General features: G+C 65.9%; 17 protein-coding genes. 12 read left to right on the top strand and 5 right to left on the bottom strand.

All coding sequences use genetic code 11. The features are described 5' to 3' along the window. Positions 1-76 precede the first annotated feature (76 nt). The 7 genes from WDB66_RS04065 (at position 77) to WDB66_RS04095 (ending at position 7,627) form a co-directional block, all read left to right on the top strand. Entirely contained in the window at positions 77-979 is a 903-nt protein-coding gene (locus WDB66_RS04065; protein ID WP_339397265.1) for a peptidylprolyl isomerase, read from the top strand. A 93-nt stretch (positions 980-1,072) separates the two neighbouring features. Next, the gene (locus WDB66_RS04070; protein ID WP_339397266.1) at positions 1,073-1,837 is read left to right on the top strand and encodes an ABC transporter permease; all 765 of its coding nucleotides are present in this window, start codon (positions 1,073-1,075) and stop codon (positions 1,835-1,837) included. Next, positions 1,834-3,027 carry an ABC transporter ATP-binding protein gene (locus WDB66_RS04075; RefSeq protein ID WP_339397267.1) on the top strand — a complete coding sequence of 398 codons (1,194 nt, stop codon included), beginning with the start codon at positions 1,834-1,836 and terminating at the stop codon, positions 3,025-3,027. The genes WDB66_RS04070 and WDB66_RS04075 overlap by 4 nt, the downstream gene beginning before the upstream one ends. 2 nt (positions 3,028-3,029) lie before the next feature. Then, positions 3,030-3,917 (top strand): glycosyltransferase family 2 protein, encoded by an 888-nt coding sequence (locus WDB66_RS04080; RefSeq protein WP_339397268.1) that lies wholly within the window; start codon positions 3,030-3,032, stop codon positions 3,915-3,917. Further along, entirely contained in the window at positions 3,914-4,795 is an 882-nt protein-coding gene (locus WDB66_RS04085; RefSeq protein ID WP_339397269.1) for a class I SAM-dependent methyltransferase, read from the top strand. Before WDB66_RS04080 ends, WDB66_RS04085 begins: the two co-directional genes overlap by 4 nt. A gap of 149 nt (positions 4,796-4,944) precedes the next feature. Then, positions 4,945-6,759, top strand: a complete 1,815-nt coding sequence (locus WDB66_RS04090; protein WP_339397270.1) for a hypothetical protein — start codon at positions 4,945-4,947, stop codon at positions 6,757-6,759. Then, positions 6,743-7,627 carry a glycosyltransferase family 2 protein gene (locus tag WDB66_RS04095; RefSeq protein ID WP_339397271.1) on the top strand — a complete coding sequence of 295 codons (885 nt, stop codon included), beginning with the start codon at positions 6,743-6,745 and terminating at the stop codon, positions 7,625-7,627. The genes WDB66_RS04090 and WDB66_RS04095 overlap by 17 nt, the downstream gene beginning before the upstream one ends. Positions 7,628-7,911: 284 nt before the next feature. Here WDB66_RS04095 and WDB66_RS04100 read toward each other — a convergent pair whose 3' ends face one another. Further along, entirely contained in the window at positions 7,912-9,192 is a 1,281-nt protein-coding gene (locus tag WDB66_RS04100; RefSeq protein ID WP_339397272.1) for an alkaline phosphatase family protein, read from the bottom strand. A gap of 153 nt (positions 9,193-9,345) precedes the next feature. Between WDB66_RS04100 and WDB66_RS04105 the strand changes: the two genes are divergently transcribed. From WDB66_RS04105 to hutU, 3 genes are all read left to right on the top strand, one after another. Then, on the top strand, positions 9,346-11,583 hold the full coding sequence (locus WDB66_RS04105) for a bifunctional serine/threonine-protein kinase/formylglycine-generating enzyme family protein (RefSeq protein ID WP_339397273.1): 2,238 nt from the start codon (positions 9,346-9,348) through the stop codon (positions 11,581-11,583). Positions 11,584-11,757: 174 nt separating this feature from the next. Next, positions 11,758-13,398 (top strand): serine hydrolase, encoded by a 1,641-nt coding sequence (locus WDB66_RS04110; protein ID WP_339397274.1) that lies wholly within the window; start codon positions 11,758-11,760, stop codon positions 13,396-13,398. A gap of 209 nt (positions 13,399-13,607) precedes the next feature. Next, positions 13,608-15,281 carry a urocanate hydratase gene (hutU, locus tag WDB66_RS04115; RefSeq protein WP_339397275.1) on the top strand — a complete coding sequence of 558 codons (1,674 nt, stop codon included), beginning with the start codon at positions 13,608-13,610 and terminating at the stop codon, positions 15,279-15,281. Positions 15,282-15,368: 87 nt separating this feature from the next. Here the strand turns inward: hutU and WDB66_RS04120 are convergent, their stop codons facing one another. After that, positions 15,369-15,689 (bottom strand): type II toxin-antitoxin system RelE/ParE family toxin, encoded by a 321-nt coding sequence (locus WDB66_RS04120; protein ID WP_339397276.1) that lies wholly within the window; start codon positions 15,687-15,689, stop codon positions 15,369-15,371. After that, positions 15,677-15,934, bottom strand: a complete 258-nt coding sequence (locus tag WDB66_RS04125; protein ID WP_339397277.1) for a type II toxin-antitoxin system Phd/YefM family antitoxin — start codon at positions 15,932-15,934, stop codon at positions 15,677-15,679. Before WDB66_RS04125 ends, WDB66_RS04120 begins: the two co-directional genes overlap by 13 nt. 195 nt (positions 15,935-16,129) lie before the next feature. Here WDB66_RS04125 and WDB66_RS04130 point away from each other — a divergent pair, with 195 nt between their 5' ends. Both WDB66_RS04130 and WDB66_RS04135 read left to right on the top strand, forming a co-directional pair. After that, entirely contained in the window at positions 16,130-17,632 is a 1,503-nt protein-coding gene (locus WDB66_RS04130; RefSeq protein ID WP_339397278.1) for an amino acid permease, read from the top strand. Positions 17,633-17,746: 114 nt separating this feature from the next. Next, a complete protein-coding gene (locus tag WDB66_RS04135) occupies positions 17,747-20,008 on the top strand; it encodes an RCC1 domain-containing protein (RefSeq protein ID WP_339397279.1) in 2,262 nt (753 codons plus the stop codon). A 42-nt stretch (positions 20,009-20,050) separates the two neighbouring features. Here the strand turns inward: WDB66_RS04135 and WDB66_RS04140 are convergent, their stop codons facing one another. Together WDB66_RS04140 and WDB66_RS04145 are read right to left on the bottom strand one after the other, a co-directional pair. Beyond that, positions 20,051-21,955: an FUSC family protein gene (locus WDB66_RS04140; protein WP_339397280.1), complete on the bottom strand. Its 1,905-nt coding sequence runs from the start codon at positions 21,953-21,955 to the stop codon at positions 20,051-20,053. Positions 21,956-22,089: 134 nt separating this feature from the next. Next, positions 22,090-22,587, bottom strand: coding sequence for a DnrO protein (locus WDB66_RS04145; protein ID WP_339397281.1), 498 nt, complete (start codon positions 22,585-22,587; stop codon positions 22,090-22,092). Positions 22,588-22,631: the final 44 nt, after the last annotated feature.

Consider the following 22,631-nt stretch of genomic DNA (forward strand, 5'->3'; position numbering starts at 1 on the left):
GCGCCAGGTTGCAGGCGTTGTTGTTTTCCCAAGTACTGGGGATGCGTTTTTCGGAGTATCGTTGGTGTATAGGTTGATGGTGTATAAGCTGTTTTTTTTTATTTTGTTTCCATTCTCGGAAACTGTTTTCTCTAGTGAGGCCGAACCTGTAGGATATCTTCCGGACGATGCGGTTGTTGCGGAGCGCGGCGGTGTCTCGATCACCATGGGTGATCTGCGGGCAAAGCTGCGCTCAGGTCTGTCCGAAGATGCATGGTCGAGCTTCTATGCTGACGGGACCAAAGTGGCTTCGATGGTGGATGAACTGCTCACCGCCCGTCAGATGGCAGAAGATGCGCGCAAGGCTGGACTGGACAAGTCCTCTGAGATATTGGCGGATATTAGGGTGCAGACCGAAGAGTTGCTGGCACGTCGGCATCTTGCAAATCATATGGCCTCGCTGGAAGAGCCTGACTATGAGGTCCTTGCAAAGGAACGCTATATTGCGAGAAAGGACGAATACAGCATTCCAGCCACGCGTGATGTTAGGCATATCCTGGTTATGGCTGGTGAGCAGCGCTCAGCTGAGGATGCGAAAGATATTGCTGAGCAAGTATATAATGCATTGAAGGCTGGTTCTGATTTCGATGAGGTCTTTGAGGAATATTCGGATGATCCCAATGTGGATCTGGTGGGCTGGGTGCGTGGTGTAAATCATAAGGATTTTGATCCCGTATTCACTGAGGCGGTATTTGGCATGAGGAAGGTGGGTGAAGTATCTCAGCCGATTCTCTCCAGGTACGGGTATCATGTGATTCGCTACGAGCAGGAAACACCTGCCCGGGTGCTGGCATACGAGGAGGTCAAGGAAGAAATTATAACCAAGATCAGGGCAGAGTTTCGTTTTGCGGCTCGGCAGGATTACGTGGGTAAATTTATGTCAGAGCCACTGCGACTGAATGATGAAACTATGAAGGTGCTTCCCACGCTGGAGTACTGATTTGAGGCGGCTGATTGCAGCCACCTAAGAGTCCTCGGCCAAGAAGGGGCATCCGACGGTTATGATTATTCCGCCCTTTGTGTTGCGCTGTTGATGTCGACACCCTTGATTTGGCTGCTTGTGCGCCAAGACCTCCGCCAACGCTTCACCGCCAACCTCCTCGGTGCGGCATGGACAGTGCTGGCGCCGTTGTTGCAGTTGCTGGTGTTTGCGGTGGTGTTCGTGCACATCTTCAAGGCGCGGGTGCCGGGGTTGGATGAGGGCGGGTATGTGGTCTTCCTGGCGCTGGGCATGTGGCCGTGGTTCGCGTTTTCCGAGGCGGTGGCGCGTGGTGCATCCGCGCTGATCGATGGCGCCGGGCTGCTGGCCAAGGTGGCCGTATCGACCTGGGATGTGGTCGCGGCGCGGGTGATCGCGGCCTTTATCGTGCATGGCGCCGGTTTTCTGCTGGTGGTCGTGGTGCTGGCGTTGTGGAAGGGCAATGTCGCGCTGACATGGCTGCCGCTGGCGCTACCGAGCTGGATCGGCATGTTCGTATTCGCATTGGCGCTGGCGCAGATCGGTGCGATCTGTACCGTGTTTGCGCGTGATACCCAGCAGATCCTGGGCTATCTGTTGATGGCATGGATGTTCATGTCGCCGATCCTTTATGACGCGAGTCTGCTGACCGGCATGTTCGGCACTTGGTCGCAGGTCAATCCGATGAGCAGTCTGATCAACGGCGTGCGCGGACCCTTGCTGTGGCAGGACGCGTCGACTGCGTTGCCGTGGCCGGGATTGCTCGCTGCTGCGGTGACGCTGTTGCTGGCCTGGGCAATGTCGCGGCGCTTCCGGCCTTATCTGCGGGAGTTCCTGTGAGCGGAGTTCCTGTGAATCCGGTGCTGCTGCACGCCGAGCATGTCGCCAAGTCCTATCCGCGCAGCGGTGATGCGCGTACCCGCCTGGCCTCGTTCGGGCGGATTCTTTTTGGGCGCCCGTTTCCGCAGTGGGAAGTGCTGCGCGATGTCGGGTTCACGGTGCGGCGCGGCGAGTCGCTGGGCATCATTGGTGAGAACGGCGCCGGCAAGTCGACATTGCTGAAGCTGATTTCCGGCGTGCTGCAACCCAGCAGCGGTGTGATCCAGCGCAGCGGCACGATGGGTGCGCTGCTGGAGCTGGGTGCTGGTTTCGATCTGGAACAGACCGGCCGCGACAACATCGGCATTGCCGCCGGATTCATGGGCTGGAACGCGGCCCAGGTGCGCGAGCGTTTCGATGAAATCGTCGCCTTCGCCGACATCGGGCGTTATCTGGACGAACCGGTCAAACACTACTCGTCGGGGATGGTGGTGCGGCTGGGTTTTGCCGTGATCGCGGCGGTGCGGCCGGATCTGCTGGTCACCGATGAAGTGCTGGCGGTGGGCGATGAGTCGTTCCAGAAGAAGTGCATCCGCTGGATCGAGGACTATCTGGATTCGGGCGGTACGCTGCTGCTGGTGTCGCACTCGATGTACCACGTGCAGAAGCTGTGCAAGCAGGCACTGTGGCTCAACCAGGGCCGGGTGCAGGCCTATGGCGATGTGTTCGACGTGACCCAGGATTACCTGGCCTTCCACGAGCGCAAGCAGGCCGAGCAGCACGGCCCGACGCTGGAAGCGAACTATTCCGGCGAGCACTACCGCATCACGCGTGTGCTGCTGGATGACAGCGAAGACGAAGCCGTGCGGCTGGTGCCGGCCGGTGGCAGTCTGGCGCTGGAGGTCGAGGTGTATTCGCCTGATGGCCGCACGCCGCATCTGGCCTTCGGCATCGTGCGCGTGGATGGCACGGCGATTTTCGGCACTTCCAGCGAAGTGGAACAGGCAGCACCGTCTCCCGTGGGCGAACACCATTGGCGCTACCGGGTGGATCTGCGCGATCTGCCGTTGCTGCCCGGCAGCTATATCCTGCGCCTGCACGCGCTGGATCCGGAAGGGCTGCGCCTGTTCGATACGGTTGAGCGCGGCATCACGATTCGTGGCCAGTCGCGCCAGCTGGGCAGTGTGCGGATCGCGCACCACTGGAGTTGAACATGGCGACCAGCATCGTGATACCGGTCTATCGCGCCGCCGATGAGCTGGCGCGTTGTCTGGCCAGCCTCGAACACACCGTGCCGGCGGATGTCCGCATCTTCATCGCCGACGATGCCTCGCCCGATGCGGCGGTGGCGCAGGTGATCGAACAGATGCAGCAGCGCGGCCGGCTGCGCATCGAGATGACGCGGCGGGCGGAAAACCTCGGCTTCATCGGCAATGTCAATCTGGCCCTGGCGCAAACCGCGCCGGATGACGTGATCCTGCTCAATTCCGACACCGTGGCCACGCCCGGCTGGTTCGAAGCGATGCTGGCCTGTGCGCAGTCCGATCCGCGCATCGCCACGATCACGCCGTGGTCGAACAACGCCGAGATCTGTTCCTTCCCGCGTTTCTGCGAACCTTCACCGCTGCCTGGTGAAGAGGAATCCGCGCAATTGGCCAAACTGCTGGCCGCCAATCCGTCGCCGCAGTATCCGGAGCTGCCCACCGGCGTGGGCTTCTGCATGTTCATGCGCCGCGCCGCGCTGGATGCGCTGGGCGATTTCGACATGGCGACCTTCGGGCGCGGCTATGGCGAGGAAAATGATTTTTGCCTGCGCGCCACCGGCCATGGCTGGCGCAATGTGCTGTGCGATACCGCCTATGTCGGGCATCAGGGTGGCGCCTCCTTCAGTCTGGAAGGGCATCATCCCGGCGGCGAGAACCTGGCCCGGCTCAATGCGCGCTATCCCCACTACAATGCGATGGTGGCCGAATTCATCCTGGCCGACCCGCTGGCGCCGTTGCGCGAACGCATCCTTGCGGCGCTGCGTGAGCCGACTCCTTCCACTGCCGCTGCGCCGCCTGCGGCGGCTGTCCAGAGCGACCTGTTCTCTCCGCAATGACCGATCCTGTCCTGGAATTCACCGGCGAGCGTTTCACGCCTGAGTGCGTGCGCGAAATCTGGTACGAACACATGCACCGCTACGCCTTCGCGCGCCCGTTCGCGCGTGGCCTGCGGGTGCTGGATGCCGCCTGCGGCGAAGGTTATGGCGCGGCCCTGATGGCGCAGGTGGCCGATGAAGTGGTCGGGTTGGATATCTCCGGCCAGGCGATCGAACACGCCCGCGCGCGCTACGGCGATCGCGCCAACCTGCGTTTCGAAGTGGCCGACTGCACTGCGCTGGATGATTGGGACGGCGCGGGTTTCGATCTGATCACCAGTTTCGAGACGCTGGAACACGTGCACGAGCAGGAGCGCATGCTCGATGGCTTCGTCCGGCTGCTGCGCCCCGGCGGCGTGCTGCTGGTCTCCACGCCCGACAAGCACACCTATACCGACCTGACCGGTTGCACCAACGAATTCCATGTGCGCGAGTTGTACCGCGACGAATTCGAAGCCTTGCTGGCGTCGCGCTTTTCCGCGTTCCGGCTGTTCGGGCAGAAGCTGCTGTTCCAGTCGGCGTTGTGGGACGTGTCGGCGCCACCAGCGGCCCCGGGATGGCAGGCGGCGGTGCTGGATCAGGACAACGACTCCGTGAGCGAGAATCTGTCGTTCGCGCCGGTCTACTACATCGCGGTGTGCAGCAACGCGCCCGGCGGATTGCCGCCGTTGCCGTCGCTGGCCCTGTTCGGCGATGCGCAGGAAAGCGTCTACCAGCACTACAACGAAGAAGTGCGCCGGCACATCGCCGCCGGACTGCGCCTGCAGGAACTGGAGGCGGAACTGGAGCGCGAACGCGCTGCCCGCCAGGTGCTGGAAGCACGGCTCGCCAGCGGCTGACGTTTCCGGCAGCGCGGCCGCCCCATGGCATTGCGCGGCGGCTCCTTGCCAGCGCCGTTCCGGATTCGCGCCGCGTTTGTCACTGATCGAAATCGCGTATCGCCAGCATCCGGCAGCGCGCTGTTTACCCCTCAAACCACGGATTCGCCATGCAAGTTTCTTCCACCACACCCGCCGCCATTCCACCGTTGTTCGCCGCCGTCGATGGCCGCGTGGCCGATCTGGGTGGCGAGGAAGCGGTGTTCTTCGAAACCGCGACCGGCCGCAGCCATGTGATGACGCGCGACGTGGCGCAGGCGTTCGCGTTGTGCCAGGGCTTTCTGCCGATGGAGCAGCACGTGGCGCGCATCGTGCAGGCGCTGCCGGCGCTGAAGGGGCAGGAAGCGGCGGTGCAAAAGGTGCTGGACATGTTCGTGGCGCGTGGCCTGATGCGCAGCGATGCGCAGTTCATCGCGGGCTTCAGCGCCGATGCCGCAGCTGCGCAGACGCAGAAGCAGGTGCCGGTGGCCGGGCTGTTCCTGTGCGCGCCGTCGGCCTCCGGCGTGCTGCGCAACGCGCTGGATGCGCTGGCCGCGCATGTGCAGCGCTTCGGCTTCCAGTGGCCGGTGCATATCGTGGATCTGTCCACGGATGAAGCGCTGGCGCGTGAGCATGCGGACGCCGTGGCGGATTTCGCGCGCAACAGCGGGCTCAGCGTCCGGCATGTGGACGCGACGCAGGTCGAGGCCATCCGCAAGCGGCTGGCACAGGCCTTCCCGCAGCAGGCTGAAACGCTGCGCTGGCTGCTGACGCCGGCTGGCAGCGGTACGGGTGCCGCGCGCAATCTGGTGACACTTCTGGCCGCTGGCAGCCGTGCGCTGGTGCTGGACGCCGATACCGCGCTACCGCTGCTCGATCACCCGGAGCGGGCGTCGGGGCTGTTCGCCGATGCACGCGCCTTCGCACTGCGCAGTTTCGATTCGCCTCAGGCCGCACAGACGGCCGGTGCCGCACCTGATGCCGATCCATTGGCCGCGCATCTGGCGGTATGTGGTCTGTCTCTGGCCGAAGCGATGTCGCTTCAGTCCGATGCCGCCTTGCAGCCAGAAGGGCTGTTCGGCGTGGTCGCCTCGCGCGCGCCGGCGCTGCATCCGGAACGGCGCGTGGCGTGGACCACGGTGGGCCGCGCAGGGCGCTTCGCGCTGAACGATCCGACCCTGCCATTCCGCCTGGATCCGGCCGAACGCGCCGGTCTGGTGGCCTCGCGCGACAGCTATCTGGCCGGTTATCGCGAGCCTTCGCTGTGGGTCGGAACGCGCCACTACCAGGTCGGACAGGGCGATCGTCTGGCGCCGCTGGCACTGGATGCAGGCCAGCTGCTGCCGTGCACGCTGCCGGGTGCTGCATCGCATGGAGAACTGTTCGCCGCGCTGCTGCGTCTGGTGCATCCGCAGGCCACCGATCTGGGCTTTCCGCAGGCGCTGGCGCGGATTGCGCCGGGCAATGCCGCCGATGATGCGCTGGGCCGGCCGGATGCCGCGCAATGCCTGGCCGGGCTGGCCGCCTACGTGGCGCAGGACCTGTATTCGGCCGAACCGGCGCAGCGCCTGGCAGTGATGGCCGCGCGTCTGGCCGACATGGCCGGCGGTTCGGATGAGACCCTGGATCGCTATCTGTCCGAATATCTGGCCTACCACCGCTCCACGGTGATCGGGCGCATGCAGCAGATGCTGGCCTCGGAAAAATCTCCGCCGGTGTACTGGCTGGCGGACCTGCGCGCAGCGGTGGAAGCCCAGGGCAAGGCGCTGGTCGGTGGTGAAGTGCCACGTCTGGCGGGTTGGCCGGCTGGGCTGGATCGTGCCGGGTGCGCAGCCGCCTTCCGCGCTGAATTGCAGGGTCTGGCCGAAGGTCTTGCGGTGTGGCCGGCGGTGTTCGAGCACGCGCGTGCGCATGCGGCGGAATGGCGTGATGCCATCGGCGCCTGAGTCGCCGGTTCCGCAAAACCCGGACGATGGCGCACACGCGGCGTCGCAACTCACCGCCGTGGTCGTCAGCCACGACAGCGGCGGTTGCCTGATCGATTGCGTCAACGATCTGCTGGCGCAGCGGATGCCGCTGGATGTGGTGGTGGTCGACAACGCCTCGCGTGATGGCGCGCCCGACCGCTTGCCGGCCGATGCGCGCGTGCGCGTGGTGAAAAATCCCGACAACCGGGGCTTTGCCGTGGCCTGCAACCAGGGCGCGGCGCTGGCGGGTGCAGCGCGCCTGCTGTTCATCAATCCCGACTGCCGGCTGGCACCCGATGCCGTGCCGGAACTTTGCCGGCGGCTGGATGCCACGCCGCAGCTGGGCATCCTCGGCGCCGATCTGCGCAATGCCGATGGATCAGCGCAGGCGGCGGCGCGGCGTCGGACACCGTTGCCGATGCGCGCCATCGGTGAACTGCTCGGCCGCAACACCACGGCTGAAGCGGTCGAGGTGGACGGCCTGATCGACGTTGAAGCCACGTCCGGCGCGCTGATGCTGATGCCGCGTGCACTGTTCCAGCAACTCGGCGGCTTTGATGAAGGCTATGTGCTGCACTGCGAGGATCTGGACCTGTGCCGGCGCGTGCTCGACGCCGGCTGGCGCATCGCGGTTGATACCAGTGTGCCGGTCACGCATCTGAAGGGCACCTCCAGCCGCCGCCGTCCGGTCTGGGTGGAATGGCAGAAGCATCGCGGCATGTGGCGCTATTTCCAACGCTTCGACGCGGCCACCAGCCCATGGTGGCTACGCCTGCTGGTGCCGCTGGGCATCACCGTGCATTTCCCGCTGGCGGCGTTGCGTGCGCTATGGAAAAGCCGCAGCTGAAAGCCGGGCGAGCCTGCTGGGCGCCGCATCTGATCACCGACCATCTCGTCGCTGCGGAAATCTCAGGCTTTTGTAGCCCGGGTAAGGCATCGCCGCACCTTCCCATGACCCTGTCCCGGGTGTGGCCTTGCCTGCAACGCTGACGTGGGTGCTGCGTTCCGGATGAATCCGGTCCCGGGAGCGCTGCGCTTACCCGGGCTGCGGCAGTTCCGGTGTCGCGATGTGTTTCAGCGGCTGCATTCCCGGATAGATGCCGAGGGGCGCCGTATCACCCACCGCGAACTTCAATAACGCGCCGGGCTGAAATCGCGGCCTTCGCGCATCAGCGGCAGGGTGCTGGTCGGATCGCCATCGTGGGCTTCGGGGGTGATGCGCAACAGGCGTGCCAGCAGCGGGTAGACGTCGACATTGTCGAAGTCCGCCACACGCGCGCCGGGGGCGAAATCCGGACCGTGCGCGACGAACAGCGAAGCCATCGACGCCAGCGCCGGGTCGAAACCGTGCGCGCCGGGGTTAGGCGTGTGCTGTTTCAGGATCGCGCTGTCGTAGATCGTCCAGCCCTCGTCGCCCAGGCATTGCCAGGTCGGCACGCGGCGGTGGCTGCCGTAGCGGAAGCGTTCGGGCATCCGCGTCTTGTGCCAGCACTGGACATGCGGAATCGGCTGCGACAACGCCGCTTCCAGTTCGGCTTCGCGGCCTTCACGCGGCTCCAGCCCGGCCAGCGGGCCGGCGGTAATCATCCGGAACAGCTTGCGCGGCACATGCTCGTCGAGCCGGATGATCTGCTCCGGCGGCGTCGCGGCCATGCCGTGGTCGGACAGCACGATCAGATTGATGTCCTCCCAGATCCCGCGTTCGCGCAGGCCGGCAACCAGTCTGGCGACGGCGGCATCCGAACTTGCGACGGCGGCACGGACCTGATCCGAATCCGGGCCGTGGACATGGCCATCGTGATCGACATGGTCGAAGTACAGCGTGACGAAATCCGGACGCTGCGCCGCAGGCAGGTCGATCCACTCCAGCACCTGTTGCACCCGCGCGGACGGGCTCAGCGACATGTCGAACGGCAGCCAGTAATGCGGGTGGTGGCCGCGCACCGGGGCTTCGGAGCCGGGCCAGAACATCGTCGCGCTGCGTAGCCCGGCGGCACGTGCGGTGTTCCAGATCGGCTGGCCGTCATCCCACCACTGGCGGTTGCCGACCGCGTCGCGGTTGCTCAGCGTGAAGCGCTGCCCGTCGATCGCCGGGTCGCGCATCATGTTGTGCACGATCCCGTGGTGGTCCGGCACCAGGCCGGTGACCAGGCTGTAGTGGTTGGGAAAGGTCAGCGAAGGAAACGACGGCCGCATCGCTTCCACATGCACGCCAGATTGCGCCAGTTGCCACAGCGTCGGAGTCAGTTCCCGCTCCAGATAATCGGCGCGGAACCCGTCGATCGACACCAGCACCAGCAGCGGTGGACGCGCCTCGTGTGCAGGCCGGGTGGCGGGCTGGCAGGCCGACAGCAGGACAAGGCACAGGGCCAGCAGGAACGGCAGGATGGTACGGATCTTGGCGTGCGACATTGCGGAGACGGGCAGTGGAAGGCAACGGTGCAGCATACAGTCTCCGTGTGTCGCTTCATGTACCGACGGTCCGGCCGCGCGACCCGGCCCGCGATGATGCGCCCGGCTGCGGGAAGTAGCGTATTCTGATGAGGATTGGATACTTACGCCGCCATGTCATCGCTGCCCTATCAGGACCTTTCCCCGGCTGAACTGGATGAACTGCTCAGCGCGGTGCTGCCCGAAATTCCGGGTTACCGCGTGGTGCGGCTGCTAGGCCGTGGCGGCATGTCCTATGTCTATCTGGGCATCGAGGAAGCGCTCGACCGGCAGGTGGCGATCAAGGTGATTTCGCCGCTGGCGCTCAACGACGAGGTCAGCCGGCACCGCTTCGAAAAGGAAGCGCGCACCATCGCCAAGCTCCAGCATCCGGGCATCGTCGGCATCCATGCGGTGGGGCGCATGGAATGGGGGCTGCTGTATTACGTGATGCCGTACCTGTCCAACGGACACATCGGCAAGCGCGATCTGCGCCACGACCAGGCGCGCATCATCGGCGTACTGCGGGCGCTGCTTGGCGCGCTGGACTACGCCCATGCGCAAGGCGTGGTGCACCGCGACGTGAAGGCCGAAAACGTCCTGTTCGACCAGAACGACCGGCCGATGCTGACCGATTTCGGCATCGCCACCAGCCGCCGCGACCGCAGCCGCATGACCGGCGCCGGCAATGCCATCGGCAGCTGGGGCTACATGGCGCCCGAGCAGGCGCGCGGCGAACTGGTCGATGGGCGGGCCGATCTGTACAGCGTCGGCGTGCTGACCTTCGAAATGCTGACTGGCCGCTTGCCGTTCCAGAATCAGGACACCGTGGCGCTGGCGCTGATGCACGCGATGGATCCGGTGCCGGCACTGCCGCAGGATCGCGCGCATTGGCAGGGTTTCATCGACCGGGCCATGGCCAAGATGCCGGAAGCACGTTTCGCCAGCGCACGCGAAATGTTGCTGGCGCTGGACCGCATCGCACTGGCACCGCGCCCATCAGAACCCGCCCGCACGATGTCCGGCGAACACCTGATACAGCGGTTGCGCACGCTGCGCCCGGCCGCCTGGCTGACCGCAGCGGCGGTGCTGTTGCTGGTGGCGGTACTGGTCAGCGGCCTGTGGTATCGCAGTTCGCGCGAGGCACCCACCGTGGCGGCGGCACCGCAACCGGCGACGCCGCTGGTGGCGCAGGTGGCACGGCCTGAACCTTCATCTGCCGTCGTGCCGGCCATGTCATCCGATGATGCCGGGTTCGACGATGCGGAAGAAGCGACCGAACTTCTGCCGGAACTGCCACCTGGCGAAGCCGCACTGATGACGGCGGCAGAACAGATCCGCCGCCATCGCCTGACCCAGCCGGCCGGCGCCAGCGCGATCGATTCGTTGCTGGAAGCGCGTCGCCTGCTGGGCCCGGATGCCCGCGTCACCGCCCAGGCCGAACGCTGGATCAGTACGCTGCATCCCTATCTTGGCAAGGCCTTGCAGGAACGCGACGACACCTCCGCCAGCACCCTGCTGGCGCATGTGGAACGGTTGGAAAGCGGACTTTCCCTGCAGGACAGCCAGGCGCTGGGCGAACTGCGCGACAGCGTGACCGACGCGCTGCGCGCTGATCTGCGCAACGCGTTGGCGGCGAAGGATCTGTCGGCATTGCGCGCCGCCCGTGCCCGCGCCGGGGCGCTGGGCGTGGCAGCGGATCTGCTGGAGCCGGAATATTCGCAACCGATCATCACCGGCCGCATCGGCGCCACCTTGGCCGGCAATACGCCGATGGTCATCGTGCGCATGCCTGAAAACGGGCAGCCTGGCCTGGCGGTGATGCCGGCTGCGGTGACTCGGCAGCAATACGCCGCCTTCGCCCGTGCCACGGGCCGGGAGGCAGGCCAGTGCCGTATCCGTACTGCCGTGGTGACGGTGCGGACGCGCAACTGGCAGGAGCCGGGTTTCGCGCAGTCCGCAGATCACCCGGTGGTCTGCGTCAGTCTGGCCGATGCCAGGGCGTATGCCGTCTGGCTGAGCCAGCGCGATGGTGTCGGCTACCGGATTCCCGCTGCCGCTGAGTGGCGTGTGGCGACCACCGCACCAGCCAACGCCAGCTGCGAAACCGCCGGTGTGCGTTGTCAGGGCGAAGGCACTGCGGCAGCCACGACGGCGGAAAAATCCGCTCAGGGCGTGTATTCGACCTTGGGCAATGTGCGCGAATGGCCTGGCGACTGCGCCGGCTGCCGCGATCATCCGCTGCTTGGCCTGGGCTGGCGCGATGCCACGCCGTCGCGTCGTGGCGATCAGGTGAATCCGGAATCCGGCTACGACGATGTCGGCTTCCGTCTGGTACGCGATGTCCCGCGCGAGGCGGTTGAACAGCGCTGATTGCAGCCCGCCGCCGCTGCGGTGTGCGCTCCTGCAAAAACCTTTCCTCCCCCATAAAAACAGCCTACGGCAAGGTGATCATTTCATATCGCCAGCCACCGATTCCGTCACATCCGCGCGCACTCGCCGGTCAGTTGCGGCACCCTGTAGACATCGTGCCGAAGGAGACCGCTGATGAAACCCATGGCTCGCACGCTTGCCGCCGCTCTCGCATTGTTCGCCGTGAACGCATACGCCCTCACCGATTCCGGATTGGCCGCACTGGTCGATCAGCGCCTGGCCGGTGACCGCACCGGCGCCTGCATGGCGGTGGCCGTGATCGAGCAGGATGCCGTGGCGCGCGCCTTCCGCTGCGCCGATCCAAAGGACGCATCGCGCATCGATGTGAACACCGCATTCGAGATCGGCTCGGTCAGCAAGACCATGACGGCCGTGTTGCTGGCCGACCTGATCGGCCAAGGCAAGGCATCGCTGGATGAGCCGCTGTCCGATTACCTTCCGGAAGGCGCCGCCGTGCCGGAGTTCGAAGGCCAGCCGATCCTGCTGCGCCATGTCGTCACCCATACCAGCGGCCTGCCGGCGCTGCCATCGCGGCTGGGTGCGACCGATATGAACGACCCTTACGCCAACCTCACCGAAGCAGCGTTGCTGGCTTCGCTCGGCGATGTCACGCTGTCGGCCGCGCCGGGCAGCGCGTTCGAGTATTCCAACTTCGCCTCGATGGTGCTGTCGCTCGCGGTGGCTCGACGTGCCGGCAGTGATCTGGAAACCCTGCTGAAGCAGCGCCTGTTCGCACCGCTGGGCATGGATTCGGCCTACATCACCAATCCGCCGGACGGCGTGCGTGCTGCCACCGGCCATACCCCGAACACGAAGCCGACGCCGGCCTGGACCTTCGCCACCGATCTGGCCGGCGTCGGCGGCGTGCGCGCCACGCTGGATGACATGGTGCGCTATGTGCAGGGCAACCTGGGCTTCATCGAATCATCCATTTCCCCGGCGCTGGAACTGGCCCAGCAGCAGGTCGGCGAGCAGCCGCCGATGGCGATGAACTGGATGCTGGCGCAGGTCGGCAACCGTCGCGTGCATACGCATGAGGGCGGCACTGGTGGTTTTTCCGCCTTCGTTTCGGTGGATCGCGGACTGCGGCGCGGCGTGGTGATCCTCTCCGATACCGCATGGCATTCGATCGGCAGTCTCGGCAGCCTTGGCCTGCATCTGGTCGATGCCGCGTTCCCGCTCGGCAAGCCGCGCAAACTGGCGCAACCGCCACAGGAATTGCTGGAAGCGCTGGCCGGCGACTACCAGCTGCAGGGCGCGATGAAGATGACGCTGCGCCAGCGCGACGGCAGCCTGTTCGCGCAGGCCGCAGGCCAGCCCGAGATTGCGCTGGCGTTCGATGATGCCGGCGACTTCTTCCCGCTGGAACTGGACGCGCTGCTGACACCGCAGAAGAAGGCCAACGGAGAATACGGCTTCACCTGGACGCAGATGGGCGCGGTGCTCCCCGCCACGCGGATCAATGAGAAAGATGAATCCACGTCCGCGCCGGCGCTATCGGATGAGCAACTGATTGCCTACGCCGGTGACTACCCGCTGATGCCGGGCTTCGTGCTGACGGTCCGCACCCGCGATGGAAAACTACACGCACAGGCCACCGGGCAGGGCGAATTTCCGCTCGATGCCCGCGCGGCTGATACCTTCGAAGCGGCGGCTTTCGGTATCGAAATCGTGTTCAAGCGTGATGCGGACGGCAAGGTGGTTTCGCTCGATCTGCATCAGGGCGGGCAGGTGCTGAGCGGTGTGCGTAACTGACGCCAGCCCATGCGACGACTGCTTGCTGCTGCATGCCGTCGTAGGAGCGCACACCGCAGGTGGGCGCGATGGGTATCAGGTACCACGACACGATTGACCCTGGATTTCGCGCCCACCTGCGGTGTGCGCTCCTGTCTTCGTGGTACCTGCGTGAAGGGTGCGCGGCGGGCGATGCGATAATCAGCAAATCGTTTCAGCAAGAGGCCGTCATGTCCCGTACCGATCCCCGTCACGATCCATCCCGTCGCATCCGCGCGCCGCGCGGCAGCACCCTGAACTGCCGCAGCTGGCTGACCGAGGCGCCGTTCCGGATGCTGCAGAACAACCTCGATCCGGAAGTGGCCGAGCGGCCGGAGGATCTGGTGGTCTACGGCGGCATCGGCCGCGCCGCGCGCGACTGGGCCAGCTTCGACGCGATCTGCGCCACGCTCAAAACCCTGGGCGATGATGAGACCCTGCTGGTGCAATCGGGCAAGCCGGTCGGCGTGTTTCCGACGCACGCGGACGCGCCGCGCGTGCTGATTGCCAATTCCAATCTTGTGCCGGCGTGGGCCAACTGGGAGCACTTCAACGAGTTGGATCGCAAGGGCCTGATGATGTACGGCCAGATGACGGCCGGCTCGTGGATCTACATCGGCAGCCAGGGCATCGTGCAGGGCACCTACGAAACCTTCGTCGAGATGGGCCGGCAGCACTACAACGGCAGCCTGCGCGGGCGCTGGATTCTGACCGCCGGGCTGGGCGGCATGGGCGGCGCCCAGCCGCTCGCGGCGAGCTTGGCCGGTGCCAGTTCGCTGACCATCGAATGCCAGCAGAAGTGCATCGATTTCCGCCTGCGCACGCGCTATGTCGATGAGCAGGCCAGTGATCTGGACGACGCGCTGGCGCGGATCGAAAAGTACACCGCAGCCGGTGAAGCCAAATCCATCGCGCTGCTCGGCAACGCGGCGGAGATCCTGCCCGAACTGGTGCGCCGTGGCGCCAAACCCGACTGTGTCACCGACCAGACCAGCGCGCACGATCCGGTGCACGGCTATCTGCCGATCGGCTGGAGCGTGGAGCAATGGCTCGACGAGCAAAAATCCAACCCGGAGAAGGTGCGCGACGCCGCGAAAAAATCCATGCGCACGCATGTTGAAGCCATGCTCGCCTTCCATGCCCAAGGCATCCCGACCGTGGATTACGGCAACAACATCCGCCAGATGGCGCAGGACGAAGGCTGCATCAACGCCTTCGACTTCCCCGGCTTTGTGCCGGCTTACGTGCGCCTGCTGTTCTGCCGCGGCATCGGCCCGTTCCGCTGGGTCGCGCTGTCCGGTGACCCGGAAGACATCTACAAGACCGACGCCAAGGTCAAGGAGCTGATCCCGGACGACGCCCACCTGCACAACTGGCTCGACATGGCGCGCGAGCGCATCGCCTTCCAAGGCCTGCCGGCGCGCATCTGCTGGGTCGGCCTCGGGCTGCGCCACAAGCTCGGCCTGGCCTTCAATGAAATGGTCCGCAACGGCGAACTGAAGGCACCCATCGTGATCGGCCGCGACCATCTGGACTCGGGTTCGGTGGCTTCTCCGAATCGTGAAACCGAGGCCATGCGCGATGGTTCGGATGCGGTATCGGATTGGCCGCTGCTCAACGCCATGCTCAACGTCGCCGGTGGCGCGACCTGGGTTTCGCTGCACCACGGCGGTGGCGTTGGCATGGGCTACTCGCAGCACTCCGGCGTGGTCATCGTCTGCGATGGCAGCGAAGACGCCGACCGCCGCATCGCACGCGTGCTGTGGAACGACCCCGGCACCGGTGTCATGCGCCATGCCGATGCCGGCTACGACATCGCCATCGACTGCGCGAAGGAGCAGGGGTTGAAGCTGCCGATGGTCTGATTGCCATCCATCCCGGATGGCGGCGGCAATTGCCGACGCCTTTCCGTGCCGCAGGTCCAGGCGGCAGATCGGTGGATCGTCTGGATATCAGGTATCGGTTCGGCCTGCGCCACCACTGAGCCGCTCTTCACGCAGCAGGCGCTCGGTGCGCATGACATGCACGATGAAGACCTTGTGTCCGTCGTGCCGATAGAAGATGCGGCACGTGGATTCCACGAGCTGGCGATAACGGGACTTGCCCAGTTCCTGCGGACGGCTGCCGCTTTCCGGATGGTTCGCAAGGTGTTCGACGTGCTCGAAGATGCGTTTGACCAGTGCTGCGGCTGCGGCCGGGTTTTCCAGTGCGATGTAGTCGGCAATGGCGTCGAGGTCGGCCAATGCAGGATCGGTCCAGACTATTTCAGCCATCGGTCAAGGTGCTTGCGGGCCTGGGCATGCGTGGCCACGCGGCCCTCGGCCGCGGCCTGCTCGCCGCGCGCGATCCCTTCGAGGATGGCCATGCGCTGCTGCATCAGCTGGTAGCTCTCCACGTCCAGCAGATAGGCGCTGGGCAGGCCATGCTGGGTGATCAGGATCGGCTGCTTGTCGCGCTCGATATCGGCGAGCAGTTCGGTCGCTTGGCGTTTGAGGGTGGTGACAAGTTCGGTACGCATGAAGTGACACTATAGTGATACTTGTTGTCGCGCAAGCTTTCATCCGGGTCGCCGCGCGGCTTTGCCACGCACGGGCTGTGCCGGAGGTGGCAATGATGGGCGAACGGGCGGGCGCATCGGGATTGTCCCACCACCACCACACGGCGTAGGCTGCACGGCTCGATCCGCCAGACCTTTCAAGCGAGCCATTCCCGAATGAATTCCGCGTCCAAGTCGCCGGCCACGCCGTCGCGCAGCCTGTTCCGCACCAAATCCATCGAGCAGACCATCGCCGACGCGGCCGAGCCGGGGCGGCGGTTGAAACGGTCGCTGACGGCCTGGGATCTGATGATCCTGGGCGTGGCAGTGGCGGTGGGTGCAGGCATCTTTTCGGTCGGCGCGCGGGCGGCGGGGAGTTTTGCCGGGCCGGCGGTGTCGGTGTCGTTCCTGCTGGCGGCGCTGGCATGCGCGCTGGCGATCATGTGCTACGCCGAGTTCGCGTCCAGCATCCCGGTGGCGGGCAGCGCCTACACCTATACCTACGCCACGCTGGGCGAATTCCTGGCATGGATCATCGGCTGGGATCTGATCCTGGAATTGCTGACCGCCGGCGCGGTGATCGCCAAGTACTGGGGCATCTACCTGGCGATGGTGTTCGAGCTGTTCGATGTGCACATACCCACGACCCTCGACGTGTTCGGCCTCGGCATGGACTGGGGGCCGTTGTTCATCGTCGGCGTGTTCACCGCGTTGCTGATCGCCGGCACCAAGATTTCGGCACGGGTCAACAACGTGTTCACGATCATCAAGGTCGGCATCGTGGTGTTCGTGATCGTGGTCGGGCTGACTTACTTCAATGCCGAGAATCTGTCGCCCTTCATCCCGCCGGCAGTGCCGACCGATGGCGGCACTGCGGATGTCTGGTCGCAGTCGCTGTTCTCGTGGATGACCGGCGCGGCACCGGCGAAATACGGCGTGGCCGGGGTGCTGTCCGGGGCGGCGCTGGTGTTCTTCGCCTTCATCGGTTTCGACGTGGTGGCCACCTCGGCCGAAGAGGTCAAGAACCCGCAGCGCACCTTGCCGCTGGGCATCTTCGGCGGGTTGGCGCTGGTGACGCTGCTGTACATCGGCGTGGCCTTCGCGCTGACCGGCATGGTGCCGTACACCTTGTTGGCCGAGGCCGAAAATCCGTCGCTGGCCACGGCCTTTGTCGCGGTCGGAGCGGGCTGGGCGGCGCAGGTGATTTCGGTTGGCATCCTGGTCGGCCTGACCACGGTCATCATGGTGCTGCTGATGGGCCTGTCGCGCGTGCTGCTGGCGATGAGCCGCGACGGCCTGCTGCCGCGCTGGCTGAGCGTCACCTCGGAAACGCGCCGCACACCGGTGCGGCTGCAATTGATCACCGGCGCGGCGGTGGCGCTGCTGGCCGGCTTCACCCAGGTCGAAATCCTGGAGGAGATGATCAATATCGGCACGCTTTCCGCCTTCGTGCTGGTCAGCATCGCGGTGTTGGTGCTGCGGCACACCCGCCCGGACCTGCCGCGCGCGTACCGGGTGCCGTTCTCGCCGGTGCTGCCGGTCATTTCGGCGCTGCTGTGCTTCTACCTGATGCTCAACCTGACCACGCTGACCTGGGTGCGTTTCGCGGTCTGGCTGGTGATCGGCGCGGCGATCTATTTCGCCTACGGGCGCCGCCATGCGCGGCTGGGGCAGGTGTAGGCAGGCCGGATCCAAGCAGTAGCCGGGCCGAAGCTGAGCCGGTTCGGCACGGTTTGACGCCTTCCTGTGCAGGCGGGTGTGATTTCGCCCGGTTGGAGACGGGAGGTGGCGCAGATGAACGCATATGCATCCGTTCGTGCCGTGCTGGTGCTGCTCGGCGACGTACTGGGCGGTGGGATGGCCGGATCGCCGGCCAATGCCGGACTGGTGCCGTTCGATGACGTGGTGGATGTGGCCGCCGGCCTTGCGCACAGTTGTGCGGTGACCGGCGCAGGCGCGGTGTATTGCTGGGGCAGCAACGAATACGGCCAGCTGGGTGATGGCAGCAGCATGGATCGGGTCACGCCGGTGCAGGTCACTGGCCTGGATTCGGGCATGCAGGCGGTGTCGGTCGGGCGTGATCACAGTTGTGCATTGAGCCAGGGCGGGGCGGTGTGGTGCTGGGGTCGCAACAGCTTCGGCCAACTGGGCGATGGCACGGCCGTGCAACGGCTTTCGCCGGTGCCAGTGTCGAATCTGTCCAGCGGGGTGCAGGCGATTGCGGTCGGCGGCAGTTTCAGCTGCGCGTTGAATGCGTCCGGCGGTGTGCTGTGCTGGGGTGCCAACAGCTTCGGCTCGCTGGGTGACGGCAGTACCAACAACCGTGCCGTACCGGGGCTGGTCTGGGGTATGGGCAGTGGCATGCGTGCGATCAGTACAGGTCAGGCGCATGCCTGTGCCATCGCCACTTCGAACGGTGGCTTGAAGTGCTGGGGGTACAACGCCGGCGGCCAGCTCGGCATCGGCAACACCGAAAGCCAGGCGACGCCGGTGAATGTTTCGGGTCTAGCCTCCGGCGTGGCCACGGTTGCCACCGGCGTGCTGCACACCTGCGCGACACTGGAAGGCGGCTGGGCGGCCAAGTGCTGGGGCAACAATTTCCTTGGACAACTGGGCGATGGCAGCAATACCAATCGCCTGCTACCGGTGGATGTGGTGGGACTGGGCAGTGGGGTGGCGGCGATGGCCGCCGGTCATTACCACAGTTGTGCGCGGAGCGGCGATGGCACGGTGCGGTGCTGGGGAACGCATTACAACGGCCAGTTGGGTGTCGGCACTGAAACTTACAGTCAGACCACGGCAGGGCCGGTGCCGGGGCTGGCTGGCGTGACCGCGCTGGCGGTCGGGGATTACCACGGCTGCGCCATCGTTGCTGGTGGTGCGCTGCACTGCTGGGGGGCGAACAGCCGGGGTCAGACCGGTATCGGTGACGTGTCGTGGCCCGTGTTCGGGCGTACGCCGGTGGATGTGGTGGGCCTGTCCAGTGGCGTGGTTGCGCTGGCCGCCGGCGGGGACCATACCTGCGCGAAGACGTCGGCGGGCGCGGTGAAGTGCTGGGGCAACAATGGATCCGGCCAGTTGGGTGATGGCAGTTCCGTGCGCCGCTTCACGCCGGTCAGCGTGATCGGTCTGCCAGCCGGCAGCGTACAGATGCTCGCGCCGGGTAATCGTCATACCTGCGTGCTGGTCGGCAATACGGTGCGATGCTGGGGCGACAATTCCCAGGGCCAGCTTGGTGTGCCCGCCACGCTCGAACCGCATCCGCCGGTGAATGTGGTGCTGTCCGGCAATACAACGATGATCGACGCGGGTTCGTTTCACACCTGTGCGCTGAACAGCGCCGGCCGGGTCAGTTGCTGGGGCATTTCGCCATTCGGCTACAACGGCGGGACGACGACGCTGGCCGATCTGGTCAGCGGCATCCGTTCGGTTGCGGCGGGTGGGGGGCACAGTTGCGCGGTAACCACCACCGGCACGGTGAAGTGCTGGGGCAGCAACGACGGTGGCCAGTTCGGCTATTACGGCAGCGACAGCCCTTACCAGACGGTTCTGATCGAGGGCCTGTGGCCGGGCACGAAAAAAGTCAGTGCAGGCAGCAGGCACAGCTGCGCGATCGATGCCCTCGACTGGGTCCAGTGCTGGGGAAGCTCAGTGTATGGACAGGGTGGCACGCCGGCCCCGATGGCGCTGAGCGGCGTCAACGGCGTGCAGTCACTGGGCACGGGCGACCTCCACAACTGCGTGGTGATCGCCGGTGTGGTGAAGTGCTGGGGCAACAATGCGCGGGGCCAGATCGGCGACGGCGGCAGCAGCACGCCGGCGTATATGCCGGTGGAAGTGGCGGGCCTGGGCAGTGGGGTCCAAGCGGTTGCCGTCGGCGATTTCCATGTGTGTGCGCTGACCGCTACGGGCGGGGTCAAATGCTGGGGCGACAACGAATACGGGCAGATGGGCGATGGGCGTTTCCCCGGCGTGCCGGTGCCGCAGCCGGTGATGCTGGACCCGGCGTTTTTCCGCAGCGGCTTCGAGGCGGGCGAAGATGGGCAGGGCCGGTGAGTCCGGCTTGCCGGCTCCGTTCGCCGACCAGAGTAACGCTGGTTAGACCGTGCCCTGCGGCGCGGGCGTCTGGTCGCGGATTGCGGGAATCTGGCGTAGCAGGAAGTCGTGCAGATCGGTCAGGTCAGCGTGCAGCAGTTCCGGCAGCGGTTCCAGCGCGGGCGGCGGGGTCAGATAACCCAGCGATTGGCTCAGGGCTTCGATCGCGTGATTGATCGGCGGCATGTCGTCGGGCCGCAGATGGACGATGGGTGTGTTGTCGTCGTCGTTTTCACACAGGTTGCGCTCGGTGTCCCAGCAGGCGGCCAGCACGCGGTAGGCCAGGCGCTGGCAGATTGAAATGCCGGGCCACCACAGTTCGGCCGCGTTCCGCTGCGCACGCGAGCCGGCGAGGGCGTCGTCCACGCCCTGCTGCAACTGGAAGCTGCACTGTTGCAGTTCGCGCCGGGTGATGCGCGCGGCGGTGGAGGTGACATCGCCGGAGGCCAGCAGCAGGCTGGTGCGGCGGATCGCCGACAGGCATTGCACCATGCTGCCGACCAGGGTTCCGGCATCGGCGCGCGGCGGCAGCAGGCGGAATACGAACAGTGCGCAGGCGCAGCCCAGCAGGGTGTCGACGCCGCGCTCCAGCAGCAGGCCGCCGATGTCATCGACCGGTTGCCCCCCGGAGGCGATGGTCAACGCCACGCCGGTGATGAACACCACCGCGATCGCGTAGTTGCGCACCACGGCGATCTCGATCACGAACTGCATCGCCATCACCATCAGCAGCAGCCACAGCCCGGCCGGATTCCACCACAGCATCAGGCCGGCCAGCAGCAGGCCGATCCAGGTGCCCAGGGTGCGCTGGATGCTGCGCAGCAGGGTGCGCGGCCAATCGAAACCCTGATGCAGCATCAGCACCGCGGCGGCGATCGTCCAGTAGGCGCGCTCGGCTTCCATCGCGGCCGCCAGCGCGCCGGCCAGCAAGGCCGCCACGCCGACCCGCAGCACCACACGCAGCGCGTTGGAACCGGGCGCCAGACTTTCCCGCAGCCACGTCCACGAGCGCGGGTAGCCATGCGGAATGGCACTGAGTGGAAGTGAGGGTGGGCGCCGGATCGCCGGGCGCATGGTGTCTTCGAGCAGCGCATTGGCGCGCGCCAGCAGCGATTGGCGGCGCTCGTCGGACAGCTGTTCGTCCAGGCTGCTGGCAAACAGCAGATGCAGTTCGCGGTTGACCCCGCGCAGGCGTTCCAACTCGCCACCATCGCGCGCCGGGATCGGCTGGAAACCGACCAGCATCTGCCAGCTCTCCTGCAACGCGCGGGCGGCGGCATGGCGTGAAATGTGCTGCGGGGTGCCGGCCTGGAGCCAGGCCACCACCGCGCGCCCGGCCGCTGCCACGGCCTGGCGCTCCGGACCGCGCAGCTGGATCAGGGCGCCAATGGTGTGCAGCACCCACGCACCGATGCCACCGCCCAGCACCAGCGCGCCGGCCTGCCACACTTCGGTGTGTTCGGCCGGCAGCGCGGTGCCGGCGGCGCAGACCAGTACGAACATGTACGCGCCCGGCGGTCCGAGCCTTACCGCATTGCACAGCCAGGTCGCCAGCATCGCGACGAGGGTCAGCACCGGCACGATCAGCCAGGGCCAGTTTTCCAGCCACAGGCCGAACATCACCGCCAGCGAGAAAGCGCAGGCGACCACGGCCAGCGTGATCGCGCGCGAGGCATACGGCCGGCCGGCGCAGTACAGCGCGGTGAACGCGCCGAGCGTGGCCATCAGGCCGGCGGAAAGGTCATCGAACCAGATCCCGGCCAGGATCGGCAGGCCCATCGCCAGCGCCGCGCGCAAGGCGAAGGCCCAGCGCTGCGGCGGTGCCGGGCGCACCTGTGCCAGCTCACGCAGCAACTGGCGCAGCGTTGTGGGTTCGGGTGTCGGAATCGGGGGAAGCGGGTCACGCATGACGCCATCGTAGCCGGGCGACAATGGCGCACCAATGACTGGTGTGCAGGCGTGCGCAGCGAGTCCGCAATTTCAGTTGCGCAGGTGCAGGCCCGCTGGGATTTCGGGCCGGATGGCGGCGGGCGGTGACGGGATCAGTGCGGCGGTGCGCTGGCCGGATCGTCGAACAGTTCGGCGTAGTGCCGCAGCGCCGCATTCATGCCGGCCAGTGGTGTGCTGTCGGACGGATCAGTGTGCAGCGCGCGGCTGCCGTTCATCAGCGCCGCGAGGATGTGGTGCAGGGCGGCGTCCGGTTCCGGTTCCAGCTTGCAGTTGGCGAACAGGTACTGGATCGCGGCATCGATCCGGTCGGCGTGCGCGATCACCCGGGCCGGGCCCAGGCGTCCGATCTCGTGCGGAGCCAGATCGTGCAGCGCGCTGCGGATGCGCGCCATGCCTTCCAGCAAGGCCGCATCCGGGGTCCAGCGCACGTGATCGGCGGGCACCTGCCAGGTGGCGTGCGATTCGGCGGCGTGGTGGTCATGGCCGTGTTCGTGTTCGTGCTGATGCGCGTGTTCGACGCCATGTGCGGGCAGGGCGAGGGCGAGCAGTGCCATCAGCGGCAGTAACGGCAGGAGGCGGATCGATTTCATGGTGGGCACCGGAAGGCAGGGGCGGTACCGGAATGGTGGAGCAG

The organism is Denitratimonas organivorans, assembly GCF_037478135.1.
Classification (GTDB): Bacteria; Pseudomonadota; Gammaproteobacteria; order Xanthomonadales; family Xanthomonadaceae; genus Denitratimonas.

Bases quoted from the DNA above. Each gene is read 5' to 3' on its own strand.
- WDB66_RS04080 (WP_339397268.1), top strand. From the start codon at position 3,030: ATGGCGACCAGCATCGTGATACCGGTCTATCGCGCCGCCGATGAGCTG.
- WDB66_RS04105 (WP_339397273.1), top strand. From the start codon at position 9,346: ATGTCATCGCTGCCCTATCAGGACCTTTCCCCGGCTGAACTGGATGAA.
- WDB66_RS04090 (WP_339397270.1), top strand. From the start codon at position 4,945: ATGCAAGTTTCTTCCACCACACCCGCCGCCATTCCACCGTTGTTCGCC.
- WDB66_RS04110 (WP_339397274.1), top strand. From the start codon at position 11,758: ATGAAACCCATGGCTCGCACGCTTGCCGCCGCTCTCGCATTGTTCGCC.
- WDB66_RS04130 (WP_339397278.1), top strand. From the start codon at position 16,130: ATGAATTCCGCGTCCAAGTCGCCGGCCACGCCGTCGCGCAGCCTGTTC.
- WDB66_RS04135 (WP_339397279.1), top strand. From the start codon at position 17,747: ATGAACGCATATGCATCCGTTCGTGCCGTGCTGGTGCTGCTCGGCGAC.
- WDB66_RS04100 (WP_339397272.1), bottom strand. From the start codon at position 9,192: ATGTCGCACGCCAAGATCCGTACCATCCTGCCGTTCCTGCTGGCCCTG.
- hutU (WP_339397275.1), top strand. From the start codon at position 13,608: ATGTCCCGTACCGATCCCCGTCACGATCCATCCCGTCGCATCCGCGCG.
- WDB66_RS04070 (WP_339397266.1), top strand. From the start codon at position 1,073: ATGTCGACACCCTTGATTTGGCTGCTTGTGCGCCAAGACCTCCGCCAA.
- WDB66_RS04125 (WP_339397277.1), bottom strand. From the start codon at position 15,934: ATGCGTACCGAACTTGTCACCACCCTCAAACGCCAAGCGACCGAACTG.
- WDB66_RS04140 (WP_339397280.1), bottom strand. From the start codon at position 21,955: ATGCGTGACCCGCTTCCCCCGATTCCGACACCCGAACCCACAACGCTG.
- WDB66_RS04145 (WP_339397281.1), bottom strand. From the start codon at position 22,587: ATGAAATCGATCCGCCTCCTGCCGTTACTGCCGCTGATGGCACTGCTC.
- WDB66_RS04095 (WP_339397271.1), top strand. From the start codon at position 6,743: ATGCCATCGGCGCCTGAGTCGCCGGTTCCGCAAAACCCGGACGATGGC.
- WDB66_RS04065 (WP_339397265.1), top strand. From the start codon at position 77: ATGGTGTATAAGCTGTTTTTTTTTATTTTGTTTCCATTCTCGGAAACT.
- WDB66_RS04120 (WP_339397276.1), bottom strand. From the start codon at position 15,689: ATGGCTGAAATAGTCTGGACCGATCCTGCATTGGCCGACCTCGACGCC.
- WDB66_RS04085 (WP_339397269.1), top strand. From the start codon at position 3,914: ATGACCGATCCTGTCCTGGAATTCACCGGCGAGCGTTTCACGCCTGAG.